The sequence below is a fragment of the Vreelandella sp. GE22 genome (assembly GCF_968212445.1).
Window position 1 is genome coordinate 2,564,136 of the sequence record NZ_OZ309110.1, and the last position, 16,493, is coordinate 2,580,628.

Consider the following 16,493-nt stretch of genomic DNA (forward strand, 5'->3'; position numbering starts at 1 on the left):
GCCTCGCTCTTCATCAGGAGCGCCAGGAAGATCGCTCTTAAGCCTCGTCTTTCCAACCAGTGACCCGGCAAACCCGATCCGCTGGGTGCTACCATCACGGCTGCACTCGGTAGAACCGTATTCGCGATGACGGCACACAAATCCCGGAGCTCGGAGTTCGTCCACACCGCCCTGCTGCTACCCACAACGATCAACCCGATTTTGACCCGGGAGCGGGTGTACACCGGCATCACCCGCGCCCGGCCGTGGCTAACCCTGGTGGAAGCCAAGCGCGGGGTGTTGAATGAGGCAGTAGTGCGGGAAGTGACGGAGCAGTGGAATTGGGAAGTCGATCAGCCTTTAGGCATCGTTTCCGGGCGAATATACGGGAACATATGCGCGACATAGTCGGCTTTGCCCAGCTCGACCTTCTCGCTGCGCAGGATGGAGTAGGCAGTCATGATGTGGAAGTAGAACTGCCCCAGCGTCCAGTCCCGCGCGTACTGCTCGGCGGTTAGATCGAGAACCATGCCGTTGGGCAGCTCGTGTACCAGCGGCTTGTCTGCGCTGACATCCAGTGCATCGGATGCCAGGCCGCCCAGTAAAGCGAGGGTTTCATCGATACGCTTTTGGGCATCCTCAAGCGTGCCGGGCTCCTCACCCGCGTTACGGCCTTCGTCGAGCAGCTCCTTGATCGAGGCCGGTAGGTCTTTACCTTGCAGGCGGTGGACCGCTTCTTGCGCCTGCACGCAGGCAAAGCGTACCTGCGTGGAAAGCGGAAACATATCCGGCGCGAGGCGTGCGGAAAGCAGCGCTTGTGCCTCGGCATCCGGCAGCTGGCTTTGCGCTTTTTTCAGCCAGTTCGAAAGCGCGCCCAGCATTTGGGTGTAAGTGGGAACCAGCAGTTGTGTGAATTGCATCAATGTTCTTCCTGTAGAAGGGACAGTGGCAGAATAGCCACTATCACGACCCCATTTTATAAACCTACCTGCTGACGAATGACAGCGAACAGCCAGATAAACCGATTCGCTATTGCCGAACTCTTGAACGGCCGCTTTGGGCTACACTATGCCCGCCTCAATCGACGGGGCGGGTGACGGGTCAAAGCAAAGGAGCTGCCAATGAAGTATCAAACGACAATAAGCCGTATCGGGCGTCAGGGCGTTTCCCTGCTATCTCGGCTCGGCCGCCATGAACTCGCCATGCTGGTGTGCCTGGCGGTCATTTCCGGCGGCATTTGGGGCTTCGTCGCGCTGGCCGGTGAAGTGATCGAGGGTGACACCCAGAGCTTCGACGAGCGCTTGCTGCTCGCCCTTCGCAACCCCGCCGACCTTAACGACCCGATCGGCCCCGGCTGGGTCGAGGAAATGGGCCGGGACTTTACCGCCCTAGGCGGTGTAGGCGTGTTGGTGCTCCTGACAATGGGCGCGCTTGGGTATCTGTTACTCGCCAGGCACTTTCGCGCGGCGCTCTTTGCCCTGGTGGCGGTGCCCGGCGGCATCCTGCTTAGCACCCTGATGAAGATGGGCTTTGACCGAGCCCGCCCGGATCTCGTGCCCCACGAAGCCATGGTTTACACGGCGAGCTTTCCCAGCGGCCACTCCATGATGTCGGCCGTGACCTACCTAACGCTAGCTGCGCTGCTCATCCGCATACAGCCCGCGCTTCGCCTGAAAGCTTACCTGCTGATACTGGCGATATTGCTGACCCTGCTGGTGGGCATAAGCCGCGTTTATCTAGGCGTCCACTGGCCGACCGATGTGCTCGCCGGCTGGACCGCCGGGGCAAGCTGGGCCGCGCTCTGCTGGGGGGTGATGCACTGGATGGAACGGCGTGGGCAGATTGAGAAGGAAGAGAGTGAGGCTAGCAGCGAATAACCCGATGTTGATACGAGAACGGGGGACATCGGAGTCACCCTGACCTTTCCCCTAGATTAGTACCACTGACTCAATGAGATTTCCCATATTATGCTGCCCTGTGGGCATATTCAAAGGGCGGCAAATAATTGAGCGAACTGTGAGAGCGAACATGGTTGTATTGGTCTCACCACACCGCTATCTCTGCTCTTGCCTCATCGAGTGTCCTAAATCAGTGACGATTCAGGCATTCGTTTCGGAACTTGCCGTTCAAGCTTTCCACAAAGGCGCTTTGAGTCGGCTTGCCCGGCTGGATAAAGCCCAGGGATACCGTCGCTTCCTTGCTCCAAAAGAACATCGCCATGCTTGTAATCTCGGTACCATTGTCGCAAATAATCCTGCGCGGCTTATCTCTTGCCTCGCACAGCTTCTCCAGAAACCGGGCTACCTGTCGTCCACTAATCGATACAGAGACCAACTGCCCCACCATTTCTCGTGAGAAGTCGTCCACCACATTCAGTACTCGAAAGCGCCGCCCATTCGCTAGCTGATCAGAGACGAAGTCCATTGACCACCATTCGTTGACCCTGGCTGGCACGTCCAGGCACTGCCGTGGACGATGCAGCTTTTTGCGCCGTTTGATGCGTACTTGCAGGCCTTCTTCGGTATAAATTCGATAGATACGCTTTCGGTTAATGACCAGGCCTTCCGCTTTCAACAGCGCGTGCAACGACAAATAACCATGGGCAGACTGCTGTGCAGCCAGTTCCTTGAGGCGCACTCTCAACAAGCCGTCCTGGTTACTCTGAGCTTGATACCGATACGCCGCTCGGGACATGCCTAAAAGTTGGCAGGCGGAGCGCTCATTGATCTGGTGGCCATCGACCAGATATCGAACAACCGCTTTCCGGGCTGTAGGCGTTACCACTTTTTTGACAGCAAATCCTTCATGGCTTCGACTTCCAGCAGCTTGTCAGCGAGAAGCTTTTTCAGCTTGTTGTTTTCCGTTTCAAGCTCTCGCAAGCGCTTCGCCTCACTTACTTCCAGGCCGGCGTACTTGCTGCGCCAATTATAGAAGGTACCGCTAGAAATGCCCAGCCTGCGGCACAGGTCGTCCACTTTGGCACCCGCCTCGTGCTCCTTGATAGCGCCAATTATCTGCTCTTCGGTGTAGCGTGTCTTTTTTCATAATGAGATCTCCGTTGATCAAGATTAGCTGGAAATCTCATCGGGTTCATGGTGTTAATTTCGGGGGAGGGTCAGTAGGGACGAGCTATTGTGTGAATGACATACGCGTTCTTCCTGTTGAATGGATAGTGACAAAGTGGTCGCTGTCGCAAGCTATTTTTATAAGCCTGCATGATTGCAAACGATAGCCATCAACCCAAATAAAATAATATGATGAAGCTATACTCGCGCCTACATTTGGTAGGAGCCTTTTTTGCCATGACGTTGCTCACCCCCCAAGGACCGGAATTGTTGCAAAATGCACTGCTAATACAGAAGACGATCAACGCAATTTTGAAGCGCAAGTTTGTGTGCATCGGCAATAAGCACCCGCGAAGGGCAGATACTGACTGGAAGCCAAACGCGGGTTGTTAAATAAGTTGATGATGTGGAAAGTTATGTAGGTTATGTGTTTAGAAAATTTTAGTAAAGCAAAAAGTTACAAATCTAATTATCCTCTAGATCTGATTAGCTCTGCTATTTCATCTGCAATTTCCTCTACTGTGTGGGTTGCAGTACTTCGAGCTACTTTATCAGCCAATGATGGACTGAAGTCCATAACCTGCTGCTTTGTAATATTGTGCCATATAGGAAGAAGTATCTGCTCACCGGAAATTGTACGAGTAACAATTCCGTCAAGCTCATAGTTCGTCCATCCTTTATTAATAAAATCGGGTGATACCACTACGAGCCCAACACGGCTAGCTGTCAATCCTTTATCAATTTTTTGCCTAAGACTGTCACCAATTCGAAGCGTCATTTCATCAAACCAAACGCTTAAACCAGCATTCATGAGAGCGTTTGCCAAGGGCCGAACGAAACCATCTTTATCCTCAGAAGCATGAGAAATGAAAACATCATATGTTTCACCACCTGCTTCAATCGATGGAGGCACATTCTCTCTAACAAGGCTTGGGACTTCACTTAAAGGTCGCTCTTTTATCTCTGGCAATACTCCAGGAAGAACACGAACTGATGATTTAGTACTACCACGCAAGCCCTGCATATCAACAGCAAGGTGCCAATGTCCGGAGGATGGAATTTGCAATCTTACTGGTGACTTTTTGGCTAAACCTCCTGTATATGTGTGGCGACGCCCGCTTTTATAGCTATTAAAATTACCACTATCCATTAAACGAACATTAGCGCCGCTGGTGAGGGTAACCTCTACCACCTCTCCCCGCTTTCTATTCCCAAGATCTGTATGAATAAACTGCACAATAATTCTCCTAAAACAAAGTGGAACGCAACTTTAATTGTTAAAAGATTAATTTCCAGGATCATCTAATCTATTACTATAAACTGACATTCCTCCACACTGTATTATCGTGTGTGCTAAATCCCACTGTATATGATCAAAGAAAGAACTTGCACTCATATCTTTTTCTAGAGAGCAAAGAAACCCGTCTATCCAAGCATGATAGTTCCACTTATTACTTTTCAAAAAAGAAGAAATTTTAAACTCAACATAAAACTCAATATCTATTTTATACTCTCGAGACTTTTCAAAATCGGCTATACCTAAGTAATACTCTTCAAAGCCTCGAGGAGAAACATAAGAAAACTCTTCAAACTGCACTTCAAAAATTAATATAAAATATTCTGTATCGAATTTTATAGCTCCTGAGTTATCTCTTGAAACAATTGTGCCAGAAGGCAAAGTAAGATTGAATCTATGATAAATCTCTCCTCCTTTCCCTTGCAACATGATTGCCTCTCCCTCATTATTATTATATGACTCATTACTAAATGATGTTCGATTTTCGATAGGCGCTGTGAATAACTCCATAAACCTATTCGATAGCAAAATATCTGGAACATCTTTTCTTGAGTACTCTCGAAGCTTTAAACCCGAACATTTACTTTTATCAAAATAGTCTGCCAAGTGCGCAGACAGGTTATCTAAAACATAATACTCTGTAGCTTCTTTAATCAATCTTGCTGCAGCAGTAGATTTTTTATTTAATAATCCATCTTCGGAATTTAACTCGAACGCACTTCCAAGGGGCTCTTTATTCCACTGAATCAACAAGGCAGGATTCTCTTTAAATGCAGCAGCCATAAAAATCGCCAAGTCTTCTGAATATCGATACCTAGGAACATTAATCAATACATTTTCTTGTGGGTCAGTAATAATATACCCCTCCACTCTAAGCTTTTGCTTGCGCATACTTACAGTTTTTTTAGCAAGAATGACTATACTAGCTAACAAAATAACGCAAAAAAACATCAGCAAATAAAATGAACTATCTTTAAAGTATTCAAATAAAATAGAGGCTATACCACTTGCGCTTATTGCTAAAAACACAGCAGCAATTAGAATCTCAACAAAAGAAGCTCTATTGCTAATAAATTTATCAACCAACCTATGCTTCATAAGCGCTCTCCTCAGACTGTAAATATAAAATAAATATCAACCACATCATCTTGCTAGCGAAAAAGCAACTATTAACGAAGGCCCAAATCAACATTATCTTAAATGGCGTTTAAAACTTCCATATTGATTTTAATTTTAATAAATATTTAAAACCTTGCTATAGGTAACCTTCTACGATCAATTTTCAAAGGACCAATTCAATTGGAAAGATAATTAGTATTGAATTAACCCTAAATTATTTCTGGTATACTCAATTAATCTTATCAGCTAATATTTATGAGCAATAGCTCAAATTCATAGCACTTTAGACTATAACTTTAGGCTTAGCCAGATAATTCAGCAACAACAAAATAGCTTTTCCCCAAGATGTATGGCGCCCTAAAGCGCTTCGCCATGCTCACTGTTCAGCTACTCCGGCAGCCACTGAACAATTCACTAATGCCGAGTTTCCAACACTCTATTGTCCATCTCATTGCCCCCATGCTTTCGCGTACTCACCTTTCTAAACGCCGCCTCCATCAAGTTCTGGACCAGTCCCGCCAAGTGCAGCACTTCAGCCAACCGATTGGCAGGTAGACGCGCCATTGCGTAAACGCACAGCATGCACTTCGCCGCTCAGAGAAGCCCATGAGCACCCCGCAAGTAGCCGCCAATAAAGATTACTACCCTTACGTCCGTCGCAGTTACAACCGTGGCCCATTCTCTAGCGGCTTCGATTGGTTGCGCCCGCGTCCGCTAGATTTGGATAGGGCCGCGCCTCCATATTTCGGCGTAGCAACCGTCATCAGCGGCCTGCGCCTACAATCGAAACGACTGCTGCATCGCGTGCGCCAACAATTCCACGGCTTCGTCCCCACGAGAGGCGGCGCTGCGCACGAACACGATGTCGTGGTCGAGAATAACCGGCATGCCCTTGAGGATTTGCATGCGCTCGGTGACCCGGCCGCGGTCGATCAGACTAACGGCCAACCCCGCTTCCACGCACGCCTTGACCGACTGACTGAAGTGGCTTTCGAGCACAATGCGCGAACGCCGACCTGACGTCTTGAGCGATTCGGCCATGGCCTGGCGGTTTCAGTTAACCATCGAGATGTCGCCCTTCACAACACCAGGAGGGGCCGAACACTATGATGGTTATCGGGTGGGCGTAGGGAAAGGGGCATTTCTGATTTTCATTTCCCAAGACGCTCACTCAAAGCGACAAAGTCCTCCGCCACAAAATCCCAGTCCTCCTCGGCCTCTAAATCCTTGCTCTGCTGCGGCCCATACTCCGTAGGCCGGGGTACAAACGCCGTCTTCATCCCCAAGCCCCGCGCAGCACGCAGGTCCGCATTATGCGCCGCGCACAGCATCACCTCTTCCGGCGGCAGGTTCAGCAGGCGGCACGCGCCTAAGTAGACTTCCGCATCCGGCTTATAATGCTCGAACAGCTCGGCGCAGAAAATCATGTCCCAGGGTAGTTTGGCGTGGCGGGCAACGTCGACCATCAGCGAAACATTGCCGTTGGTCAGCGTGCCGATGATGTAGTCCTCTTTTAAGCGCTCAAGGCCGCGCGGTACGTCCGGCCAAGGCGTTAGCCGGTGCCAGAAGAGGTTGATGCGATCAATGGCTGGCTCGTCCAGCGCTACCCCGTGTTGGTCGAGCAGTTTGACCAGACTTTCGCGGTGCAGGTCATCGAGCTTTGTCCAGGGGAGTTCGCCTTTGCGTACCCGGTCCATGGAAGGCGCGTATTGCTGGCGCCATTGATCGGTCAGCGCCTCGCGGGGCAGCTCTAAGCCCAGCTCTTTTTCCAGTTCCGTAAACTGGCGGATCAAGCTGGAGCGCCAATCGACCACGGTGCCGAATACGTCGAACAGTATCGCTTTCATTACCACCTCCGCTGAGTGGGAACGCCGTTATGAGTTCAGGCCGTTGCACGGCGCTCAGCATGCGTTAGTCACTTTACCCAACGCCTGAAAAGAGCAGTAGTACCTTTAAGTATTATGAGTGGCAGAGCGCTGGCAGTGAGGGGCACAGGGGAAAGATCACACCGGCGTCAGTTGCCACCCTTGCTCCGTTGCTTGCAAGTAGTCCGTGAGCGTGAGGTTTTCGAGAAAGGCGTCGTCGTGGGAGACCACCAGCAACGTGCCCTGGTAGCTGCGTAGCATGGTTTCCAATGCCTGGGTGGAAGGCAAGTCCAGGTGGTTATTGGGCTCGTCCAGCATCAATAGCTGGGGCGGCGCGTCGGCGTAGAGCAGGCACGCGAGCGCTGCTTTCAAGCGCTCCCCGCCGCTCAGTGCGCCGCTGGGGTTGGTGATTTTCTGCGCATCCAGGCCAAGCTGGGCCAGCAGCATGCGAAGCTCGCCGTCATTCGCTTTACGGTTAGCCGCCAGCAGCTGGTCGAATACGGTTTGGGTCGGGTCAAAACGATCAAGGCGCTGGTCGAGATAGGCGTTTTGAGGCGTGACCTGGCAGGTGCCCGATAAAGGCACCACCAGTCCCGCCATCACACGCAGCAGCGTGGACTTACCGCAGCCATTCGCCCCCACGATGCCGATTCTCTGCGGGCCTTGCAGCGTCAGGCTAATGTGGCGTGTGGCCCCCGCAACGAAGGGGAGTTCTACCCTTTCCAACTCGGCCACTCGGCGATTCGTGCCCCGTAGCAGTGCCACTTCATGTAGGGCGATGGGCACCTCTTTTTCGACCTGGCGGGCGGCTTCACGTACGCGCTGATCGAGCTCTTCACGGCTGGCGGTGTGCTGTTGGCGTAGTGCGCCCATGGAGTGTTCACTACGCGCTTTCTGGCCATCGAGCAATACCTTCGCCTGATTGGCGCCCTTGGCCTGGCGGCTATCACGCGCTTGGCGTTTCTCCTGGCGCTCGCGCTGCTTGTGCATGGCCCGCTCTTCGCGTTGGCGCGCAAGCTTGTGCTGGCTGAGCCGGGCCTGCGCCGCTTGCTGCTCGTGCGCCTTCGCCGCGCTGTAAAAGGTGTAGTTGCCGCCGTAGCTTTGTAGCCCCAGCGGGGAAAGCTCCACGATCCGCTCCATGGCGTCCAGCAGCTGGCGGTCGTGGCTGACCACGATCAGCCCCTTCGGCCAGCGCTTTAGTTGCTCGATGAGTGCCTGCCGGTTGGGTCGGTCCAGGTGATTACTCGGCTCGTCAAGAATCAGAAAGTCCGCTTCTGATAGCATGGCGCCGATCAGAGCGACCCGCATGGCTTCGCCACCGCTCAAGGTATCGGCGGGGGTATGGGCTTCGAGATACCCCAGGCCGCTGCGTTCAAGCTCAAAACGCAGCCGCTGGGGCATATCCCAACGCTCATCGACCGCCTCGAAATCCTCAAGCGCGGCGCTGCCCGCTTCGATTCGTGCCAGCGCATTAAGCGTTGTGTGTACCCCGGCAAGCTCCGCCACGGTCGCGTTTGCCGAGGGGGCTGCCACCTGCTGGGCAAGGTAGTGCACGTTGGCAGGAAGCTGGCAGTGGCCGGTGGTCGGCGGTAAAAGCCCCGCCAGCATTTGCGCGAGCACAGTCTTGCCGACACCGTTGCGCCCCACCAGGCCGGTGGGTCGGCTATCGAACTGCTCATGAAGGTCGGTAAAAAGCGTTCTGCCATCCGGCAAAACGCAGGAGACACCGCTCAAGGTGATAGAAGTGTTCGTCATGTGGTATTCCCAGGATGCCAAGACCTCCCCCCGCGTTTAGGGGCTGGTGGAGACTGGCCGTCATTGCAACGGCAGGCATCAATAGTTCATTGGACGAACACCTTTATGAGATATGGAACATCTTACGGGTTTGGGCACGTTAGCCAATGATGATTGCGAGTGTCAAATGCGGGCATTCGCGCGCAGCCGCTTAGCCCACCACGTTGATACTCGGTGATTCACTGCCCACCTGGCGGTGGTGCTCGGCGTTGACCATCTCGGCGAACTGATTGCCGTTTTTGACATGGCGAATGTGGATCTCGCTGTCCTTGGTATAGCGGTGGCCAAGGTGCACCGTATAGGAGCGAAGTGCCCAGCTGACAAAGTTGGTGATGAACACTGCGCTGTCCAGGTCGCGCCACTTCACGCCCCGCATGCCCTTTTGCCAAGGGAAAACGCCCTCGTCGTACCATACACCGGCGTCATTGACGAAAATCCTAACGCTGCGCACATAGATGATGTGGTAGATAAAGCTTGCGATGCCGGCCAGCAGCGCCACCCAGCTTAACCAGGGCTGACCCACCATACCGGAAATGAACAGCCCCGCGATCGCAACCACAATGCCCATGAAAAAGGGCTTGAAGTAAGCAAGCCAGGAAAGCCTATAAACCCGAGAACTATCGTTATTGCCTTGCATGTCTTTTCCCATGTGCATTAGTTGTATCTGTATTATTTTAACTTAATGCACAGGATGACGTCTTGTCCGGTGTGCACGGGTAATGGGCTCAACGGTAGCAATTAAGGTTGAACCGGGCTCGTTTCAGGGCAGAATCGAGCGTGCCGTGCCCGGCCCTTAGCTAAAGCAAACCGCGCCGCAGCCGATAACATTTTGAAAACTCAAAAAATTACTAAAAACGGGGTTTGATATGACGCTTTCGATTCATTCCGGGATCACGTTTTCCGTCGAGTCCTACAAAGCCAATGCGCTTCGGCCCAGCGAAACGCCCTCTTCAGCGCAAAGCGTGCCAACACAGTCCAATGAGAAAAGCGCGGGCATTCACGTTGATCTTTCCCCCTTGGGGCGGGCGCTGGCGGCAGGGCCAGGGGAATCGCGCGCCTCCACCGAGGCCAAACAAAAGAACATCGACGAAAGCGACTTCTCTATCGAGATAAAGGAGATCATGAAGCGCATCGTGGAACTTCAGGAAGAACTGAGAAAGAAACAGGAAGAGCTTCAAGCCGTCATGCAGGATCAATCACTGAGCGACGAGCAGCGCCAACAAAAAGCCAACGCGCTGCAAGGCGAAATTTCCCAGCTTTCCGGTGCGCTAAACGATGCCATGGGGGCCTTGTCCGACGCCATACAGCAGGAAGGGCTGGAGAAAGAAGCCGCTTTGAAGGCGGCTTCCCTGGTGGCCTAAAACGATGTTTAAAAGCGGCGGGTGAGTCTATCTACTCTTGGCCTGCCACCACTCTACTATCCCCGGCTCGACCCGGCCTTTATCCGGCAGCCGCCCATCCCGCGCGAAATCCGCCCAAAGCTTGCGCAGGCGTTGGCCGTGTTCGAGCAGCGTGGTCTCATCTACGTGTTTGACGATATCCGCGTACTGCCAGTTGGCGGGCTCGCCCAACAGCAGCGGTAGGTCGATCGTGTGGGCGGCGCCAAACGGCGTGCGGCCCTTGTTCCAATCAAGCCGGTAGACAAAAGCGTGCCCGCCGGCTTGAGCATGGCGGCGGGCAAACCGGTGCGCGTCGCGCTGATACACCTTGCGCGTGGTGGCCGCCACCATGGCACGGGTAATGGCCTCCCCCACCAGCGGCGTATGGCGCAGCCGCGTTAACCCCGGCGACATGACCAGAAACAGTGCGGTTTCCTCGGCAGTGGTGCCAATGAATACGTCGAATTTTTCCGCCGCGCGGCGCCAGGCCTGGTCGATGTCGGTTTCAGCCGGCAGCGGGTAGTGGCCGTACTGGGTGCCAAAGGGCATGGCCGCTTTCATGCCAAAGCCGCGGGCGGCCTCGGCTACTTTCGTTTGCACGCGCAGCACTTCGTCCAGCGGCGCGTCACTTTCAAGCTCGGCGGCCTTTTTACCCATTTTGGCGGTCATCTTTGCGCGGCCCCGGCTAATACCCAGCGGCGCGCTCTGGATGATCGCGCGCTGAAAAAGCCCCTCGACGCCCTCGGCAATCATCAGGTGCGCCGCCGCGTCGCCCCCGGCGGAGTGACCGAACAGCGTGACGTTACCAGGGTCGCCACCCATGGCGGCAATGTTGGTGTTCACCCAGCGAAGCGCGGAGATCATATCCAGTAGCCCCAGGTTGGCGGGCCGCCCCGCGTAGCCGCCCAGAAACCCTAAAAGGCCCAGCCGGTAGGTAACCGACACCACGATGACATCCTGCTCGAGGGCCAGCGGGCGCACGTCGAACACCGCCAAGTCGCCTGCGCCAAACACATAAGAGCCGCCGTGAATCCAGACCATCACCGGGCGCGGGGCTTTTGAGGGGTTTTCCGGCACGGTGACCGACAGGTGCAGCGCGCCTTCGCTTGCGTGAAACTCGTCGGCGGCCACGCCAAGCGCTTCGTTGAGCTCAGGAATGGTGTTTTGCGGCGCCGCCGGGGCCCACCGGGTGGCGTGAATCGTTGCGGTGGCAGGCGGCTCATCGGTGGGTGGGCAGAAACGCTCGGTACGCGCGTAGGCAATACCCGTGGCGCGAATGACGCCGCGATCATACCAGCCAATGATCTCCCCGGCCGGGGCTTTAAAACGGGGCGCGTCCTGCGCGGTCGATGCGGCGTGGTCCATGGGGTTCTCTTGGCTTTAAAAAAATACGTGCAGCATAGCATTGCCACGACACCCAAGTGGATAAACCGCCCAAGTGCTCGGTTGGGCGATCTGCTGAATACAACAGTAGTGGCGGCTTGAAACGTACTTAAGCCTGGGTTTGAAACGGTGGTGGGTAAGGAGCTTGCTTACTGCTTAAATACTTTCCAATAGGTTATTTCCTATATAGCATATAACCTATTAACTTCCGAGGTACTCATGTGGTCAATAGAACAGACAGACACCTTTTAAGCGTGGTTTTTCTCGCGTGAAGAAGCTGACCGGGAGAATGTCCTGGCCTCTCTTCTTCTTTTACGCGAACGGGGTCCTATGCTCTCGCGACCGCATGCTGACACGGTGAACGGCTCGCAGTTTTCCAGTATGAAAGAACTGCGTATACAAAGCGGTGGCCGCCCTATCAGAGCATTCTTTGCGTTCGGCCCAAGGCGTACTGGCATCATTTTATGCGCTGGTGATAAAGGCGGAAACGACAAGCGCTTTTACGATGAAATGATTCCAGTCGCCGACAAAGAGTATGCGGCGCATCTGGAAACTTTAAAGTGAGGTAGTCCCCATGGCACGCAAACTTGAAGACTTGCTGGCAAAAGAAAAACCAGAGATCGTTGCCGCTGCTGAGGCGAAGGCGAGCGATATGCTATTTGAAATCAGGCTGGCTGAAATTCGTCTGCTGGCAGAAAAGACCCAAACTGAAATCGCCGATGCAATGGGTGTCCGACAGCCAACCGTTGCAGGGCTTGAAAAGGCTGGCCAGGATATGCGTCTTAGCTCTCTTAAGCGCTATGTCGAAGCATTAGGCGGCCGCGCCCGAGTGGATATCGAGCTACCCGACGGCAGTCATCATGGGTTTCCTATATAACTAATTTTTATGCAGTTTCTCTAGCCAAACCACTTTTTGACTAACTGAGGGTTTGGCCTTCACTCTCCCTGCCCATTGAAGCAATCTCTACAGCAGGCGTTTGAGCAAAGAAGTCATTGGACGCGCTCGCCCATCACCACCTAGACTCAAGGCTCCTTTATTGAGGTGCTTCGCCCATGCGCGTTTTTTCTAATCCGGTTGGTGCCGGTTCCCTGTGGTTTGATAATGCGGTCACCGCCGACGGCGTTCCGGTCGCCTACGACCCGCAGGCCCGGGCATTCATTCCCATGCCGCCGTTTTGCGCCAACCGCGAGGTGATTGGCTGCAACTGGATTGCCGCGCAAAAGGGCCAGCTTTGCCGCGCCTGTGCGATGACCGCCGTGGCACCGGACCCGACCATCCCCAATGCGATTCCCAACTGGGCGCAAACCGAAGCCGCCAAGCGCTGGGTGATCGACAACCTGGGCCGCTGGAACTGGTTTCGCCCGGAAGACCCGGGTGCGCCGCCAGTGTTCCACCTGCTGGCCGAAGGGAAAAAGCCGGTGATGATGGGCCACGTGGATGGCGTGGTGACCATCAGCATCGCAGAAGCCGACCCGGTACTGGTCACCACCCGCCGTGAAGCGCTGGAGGAGCCCTACCGCACCATGATCGGCCACATGCGCCACGAAATCGCCCACATGCTGTGGTGGCGGCTGAGCCTGCGGGAAGACTTCATGGAGGCGTTTCGCGAGATGTTTGGCGATGAGCGCGCCGACTACGGCGAGGCGCTCAAGCACCATTACAACGAAGGCCCGCCGGAAGAGTGGCGCACGGATTTCGTCTCGACCTACGCCTCGGCCCACCCCCACGAAGACTGGGCGGAGACGGTCTCGCACCTTTTACACCTGACCGATATCACCGACAGCTTCGTCTCCTCCGGCATGGATTCGCCGGAGCTACCCCGCGATCACAAGTGGGACGCCTACGCCGAGCCGGACGCCGAGCGCCTGATTCACATCGCCACGGCCTTGATTGCGGGGGTGAATCACGTCAACCGCGCCATGGGCCTGGCAGATGTCTACCCCTTCATGCTCACGCCGGAAACGCTCAAGAAACTCGTGTTCGTGCACGGCTGGCTGCGCCGCGGGGCTCAGGGGCTATAGAGCTGTCTGACAAATCGCTTTGAACCAACGCCCCGCCTTTACCGGCGGGGCGTTTTCTTGTGCGCCGAGCCCAATATGGCTCATTGCACAAAGCGCACAGTCACTCGACCAGCGAACGACTCAAGTAGCGGGCAAACCGCTCGTGCAGCTCGCTTGTGTTCGACACGCTGAGCACCAGCTGAATGGAGGGCAAGTCCGGTACACCGTTGGCTTCAGAAAGTACGCAAAGCTCCTCGGTCAGCGCGCTTTGGGGCAAAATCCCTACGCCCAGCCCGCTCATGACCGCCTTTTTGACGTTATCAAACGACCCGCTGACGTAGGAAAAATAGTGCGAGCGGCCCACACTCTTCAGCGCCGTGACGGCGCTATTGCGAATCACGCATCCGTCCATAAACGTGGCCAGCGCAATATCGCCCAATTCATCGAAATGGACGGCGCCGGCGCTTACCCAGAAAAGCGGCTCGACCTGAATGACCTGCTCGGTTTTTGAGACCACGGGCTGGCCCGCAATGCCCTTGAGAATCACCATGTCGAGCTGCTGGTTTTCGGCCATCGCGGAAAGCACTGCCGAGGAAGCCGCGGTGACTTCAACCCGAAGCCCCGGGTTTTCTTCCAAACAAAGCGAAATCACCTTGTGAAGATTGCTCACCGCGAAGTCGTCCGGCACGCCCAGCGATATCTTGCCTTCCAGGCGGGAGGCCTTCAACGAATTAACCGCTCGGCTCGTGCGGTGAAGAATATCCCGAGCCGCCGGTAGTAGCCGCCGCCCTTCTTCGGTCAGGCCCATCACCTGGCCCTGGCGGCGCTCGATCAAGCGACAGCCCACCTCCTCTTCCAGGCGCTTGAGTCCCACGCTCAGCGTGGACTGAGTACGCGCCAGCGCCTCGCTCGCCCGGCCAAACCCGCCGTACTGCGCGACGCTCACGAAGGCGCGCAGTTGCTCGAGCGTGATACCGCGCCCGTTAAGAGGGTTCTCATCTTGCCCTTCTGAATGCATGGCCACCCTGTCTCCCCAACATTGATAAAAACGATTTTAACAGCGACACAATTCATTTAACAAAAAACGAACGGGCCGTGAAAATCGCTCAAGTCGAGAGGCCTTGCCACTCCCCACATTATTCAAACCGTGAGAAATGCCATGTTCATGATCGTTGTCCCCATTTTTATGGTGATTCTTCTGGGCTACGGCTTTGGGAAGGTAAAACCGGATAGCGGGAGTTCGGATAAGCTCATCAATGATTACGTCTTATACATCGCGCTGCCCACCCTGCTGTTTCTGGCCATTGCCAACGCGGATATCGACGAACTCAAACAGTGGGGCTTCATCGGCGCCTCCCTTGTGGGCATTGTGGTCATTTACGTCGTGGCAGGGCTGGTGGCCAGGTTCAAAGGCGTTTCGCTGCCGCAGTCGTCGATTCTTAGCATGGGGGCCTGCTATGGCACGACCGGCTATATGGGCGTGCCCATCCTGATTTCCGTGTACGGCCAGGAGGCCGCACTGCCGGCCGCCATCGCGACGATCCTGCACAATATTCCCGCCATCATGGCCGTTATCATCAGTTGGGACCTGTTCGCCAGCCGCCAGCGCGCGGAACACACCTCGGCGGTGGCCAGTCTCTGGAAAGCCTTTAAGACGACGTTCACCAACCCGCTGACCGTGTCGGTACTCGCCGGGCTCGTCTTCGTGCTGTTCGGTATCAAAGTGCCCGCTTTTTTGGACGCGTTTGCCAGCTTTCTGGGGAGTGCGGCGGGCCCAACGGCGCTGTTTGCCCTGGGGCTTGGCTTATCCCGGCTCAATATGAAAGAGCACGTGACCGGGGAAGCACTGGGTATCGTCGCGCCCATGCTGGTACTCAAGATCGTTCTACAGCCCGCCATTACGTTGCTGGCGGGCGTGTATCTCTTTGGCATGGGGGAAGAGAGCGCCCTGTGGCTGGCGGCGGCGGTGGTCATGGCGGCACAGCCGATCGGCGCGGGGGTTTACGTGTTCGCGAAGAAGTATGACTACCGCCAGGACACGATATCGCTGGCCATCATCGCGTCTTTATTGGTGTCGTTGATGACCCTACCGGTCATTTTAAGCCTGATGAGCGGTTAAAGCGGCGATCAAAGGTGCAGGGCCCAGGCGTTGCTTGAAAAGTGCTTAAGCGTTGGGCCCGGCACCGTTGATGAACGAGTAGAGCGAGATATCGCTACGAAACTCCCAGCCCAGATTTTCCCAAAAGCGCTTGCCGGCGGCGTTATCCACCAGCAGCATCAAATGCGACTTGTGAATGCCCTCCTCTTTCAGCCCATCCAGGCAGCGCTTTACCAGCGCCCGGCCAATGCCCTGCTCACGCTCGCCGGGCGCGACGCACAGGTGCTGGATAAACCCGCGGTGGCCGTCGTGGCCACCCATGATGGTGCCCACCAGTACACCGTCACGCTCGGCGATCACGCTCAGCCCCGGGTTGCGCTCAAGGTAGCGCGCAATGCCCTCGTGGGAATCCACTTCGCGCAGCCGCACGCCCGGCGTTTGCTGCCAAAGCGCCACGGCAGCGGCGTAATCGTCGATGGTCATGGGGCGGTAGTGCATAAGGGTAGAATCTCG

The 16,493-nt window shown here is 55.0% G+C and carries 15 protein-coding genes and 3 pseudogenes; 7 read left to right on the forward strand and 11 right to left on the reverse strand.

Annotated elements, in window-relative coordinates; translation table 11 throughout:
* Positions 1-22 precede the first annotated feature (22 nt).
* Positions 23-343 (forward strand): annotated as a pseudogene (locus ACWHRL_RS12030) (ATP-binding domain-containing protein); the annotation flags it as partial.
* Here the strand turns inward: ACWHRL_RS12030 and ACWHRL_RS12035 are convergent.
* Positions 333-899 (reverse strand): DUF1993 domain-containing protein, encoded by a 567-nt coding sequence (locus ACWHRL_RS12035; protein ID WP_447893834.1) that lies wholly within the window; start codon positions 897-899, stop codon positions 333-335. The pseudogene ACWHRL_RS12030 and the gene ACWHRL_RS12035 overlap by 11 nt on opposite strands.
* Before the next feature lie 201 nt (positions 900-1,100).
* Here ACWHRL_RS12035 and ACWHRL_RS12040 point away from each other — a divergent pair, with 201 nt between their 5' ends.
* Complete coding sequence (locus tag ACWHRL_RS12040) at positions 1,101-1,856, forward strand: phosphatase PAP2 family protein (RefSeq protein WP_447893835.1); 756 nt, start codon at positions 1,101-1,103, stop codon at positions 1,854-1,856.
* 88 nt (positions 1,857-1,944) lie between these two features.
* On the opposite strand, the pseudogene ACWHRL_RS12045 reads toward ACWHRL_RS12040, so the two are convergent.
* From ACWHRL_RS12045 to ACWHRL_RS12075, 7 genes and pseudogenes are all read right to left on the reverse strand, one after another.
* Positions 1,945-2,993, reverse strand: a pseudogene (locus tag ACWHRL_RS12045) (IS3 family transposase).
* Positions 2,994-3,513: 520 nt separating this feature from the next.
* Positions 3,514-4,281: a DUF1883 domain-containing protein gene (locus ACWHRL_RS12050; protein WP_447893836.1), complete on the reverse strand. Its 768-nt coding sequence runs from the start codon at positions 4,279-4,281 to the stop codon at positions 3,514-3,516.
* Between the two features lie 48 nt (positions 4,282-4,329).
* On the reverse strand, positions 4,330-5,439 hold the full coding sequence (locus tag ACWHRL_RS12055) for a hypothetical protein (protein WP_447893837.1): 1,110 nt from the start codon (positions 5,437-5,439) through the stop codon (positions 4,330-4,332).
* A 798-nt stretch (positions 5,440-6,237) separates the two neighbouring features.
* The gene (locus ACWHRL_RS12060) at positions 6,238-6,459 is read right to left on the reverse strand and encodes a hypothetical protein (protein WP_447893838.1); all 222 of its coding nucleotides are present in this window, start codon (positions 6,457-6,459) and stop codon (positions 6,238-6,240) included.
* A 152-nt stretch (positions 6,460-6,611) separates the two neighbouring features.
* On the reverse strand, positions 6,612-7,307 hold the full coding sequence (locus tag ACWHRL_RS12065) for a haloacid dehalogenase type II (RefSeq protein ID WP_447893839.1): 696 nt from the start codon (positions 7,305-7,307) through the stop codon (positions 6,612-6,614).
* 156 nt (positions 7,308-7,463) lie between these two features.
* Positions 7,464-9,080, reverse strand: a complete 1,617-nt coding sequence (locus ACWHRL_RS12070; RefSeq protein ID WP_447893840.1) for an ABC-F family ATP-binding cassette domain-containing protein — start codon at positions 9,078-9,080, stop codon at positions 7,464-7,466.
* Positions 9,081-9,270: 190 nt separating this feature from the next.
* Positions 9,271-9,756, reverse strand: a complete 486-nt coding sequence (locus tag ACWHRL_RS12075; protein WP_447893841.1) for a hypothetical protein — start codon at positions 9,754-9,756, stop codon at positions 9,271-9,273.
* Positions 9,757-9,985: 229 nt separating this feature from the next.
* On the opposite strand from ACWHRL_RS12075, the gene ACWHRL_RS12080 reads away from it, so the two are divergent.
* Entirely contained in the window at positions 9,986-10,480 is a 495-nt protein-coding gene (locus ACWHRL_RS12080; RefSeq protein ID WP_447893842.1) for a hypothetical protein, read from the forward strand.
* Between the two features lie 27 nt (positions 10,481-10,507).
* On the opposite strand, the gene ACWHRL_RS12085 is transcribed toward ACWHRL_RS12080, so the two are convergent.
* On the reverse strand, positions 10,508-11,863 hold the full coding sequence (locus ACWHRL_RS12085) for a carboxylesterase family protein (protein WP_447893843.1): 1,356 nt from the start codon (positions 11,861-11,863) through the stop codon (positions 10,508-10,510).
* Positions 11,864-12,148: 285 nt separating this feature from the next.
* Here ACWHRL_RS12085 and ACWHRL_RS12090 point away from each other — a divergent pair.
* The 3 genes and pseudogenes from ACWHRL_RS12090 to ACWHRL_RS12100 form a co-directional block, all read left to right on the forward strand.
* Positions 12,149-12,445: pseudogene (locus tag ACWHRL_RS12090) on the forward strand (type II toxin-antitoxin system RelE/ParE family toxin); the annotation flags it as partial.
* A gap of 10 nt (positions 12,446-12,455) precedes the next feature.
* A complete protein-coding gene (locus ACWHRL_RS12095) occupies positions 12,456-12,758 on the forward strand; it encodes a helix-turn-helix domain-containing protein (protein ID WP_447893844.1) in 303 nt (100 codons plus the stop codon).
* 176 nt (positions 12,759-12,934) lie between these two features.
* Positions 12,935-13,903 carry a zinc-binding metallopeptidase family protein gene (locus ACWHRL_RS12100; protein WP_447893845.1) on the forward strand — a complete coding sequence of 323 codons (969 nt, stop codon included), beginning with the start codon at positions 12,935-12,937 and terminating at the stop codon, positions 13,901-13,903.
* A 100-nt stretch (positions 13,904-14,003) separates the two neighbouring features.
* Here ACWHRL_RS12100 and ACWHRL_RS12105 read toward each other — a convergent pair whose 3' ends face one another.
* Positions 14,004-14,900 carry a LysR family transcriptional regulator gene (locus ACWHRL_RS12105; RefSeq protein ID WP_447896172.1) on the reverse strand — a complete coding sequence of 299 codons (897 nt, stop codon included), beginning with the start codon at positions 14,898-14,900 and terminating at the stop codon, positions 14,004-14,006.
* A gap of 141 nt (positions 14,901-15,041) precedes the next feature.
* Between ACWHRL_RS12105 and ACWHRL_RS12110 the strand changes: the two genes are divergently transcribed.
* Positions 15,042-16,001, forward strand: a complete 960-nt coding sequence (locus ACWHRL_RS12110; protein WP_447893846.1) for an AEC family transporter — start codon at positions 15,042-15,044, stop codon at positions 15,999-16,001.
* 45 nt (positions 16,002-16,046) lie between these two features.
* Here ACWHRL_RS12110 and ACWHRL_RS12115 read toward each other — a convergent pair whose 3' ends face one another.
* The gene (locus ACWHRL_RS12115; protein ID WP_447893847.1) at positions 16,047-16,478 is read right to left on the reverse strand and encodes a GNAT family N-acetyltransferase; all 432 of its coding nucleotides are present in this window, start codon (positions 16,476-16,478) and stop codon (positions 16,047-16,049) included.
* Positions 16,479-16,493: the final 15 nt, after the last annotated feature.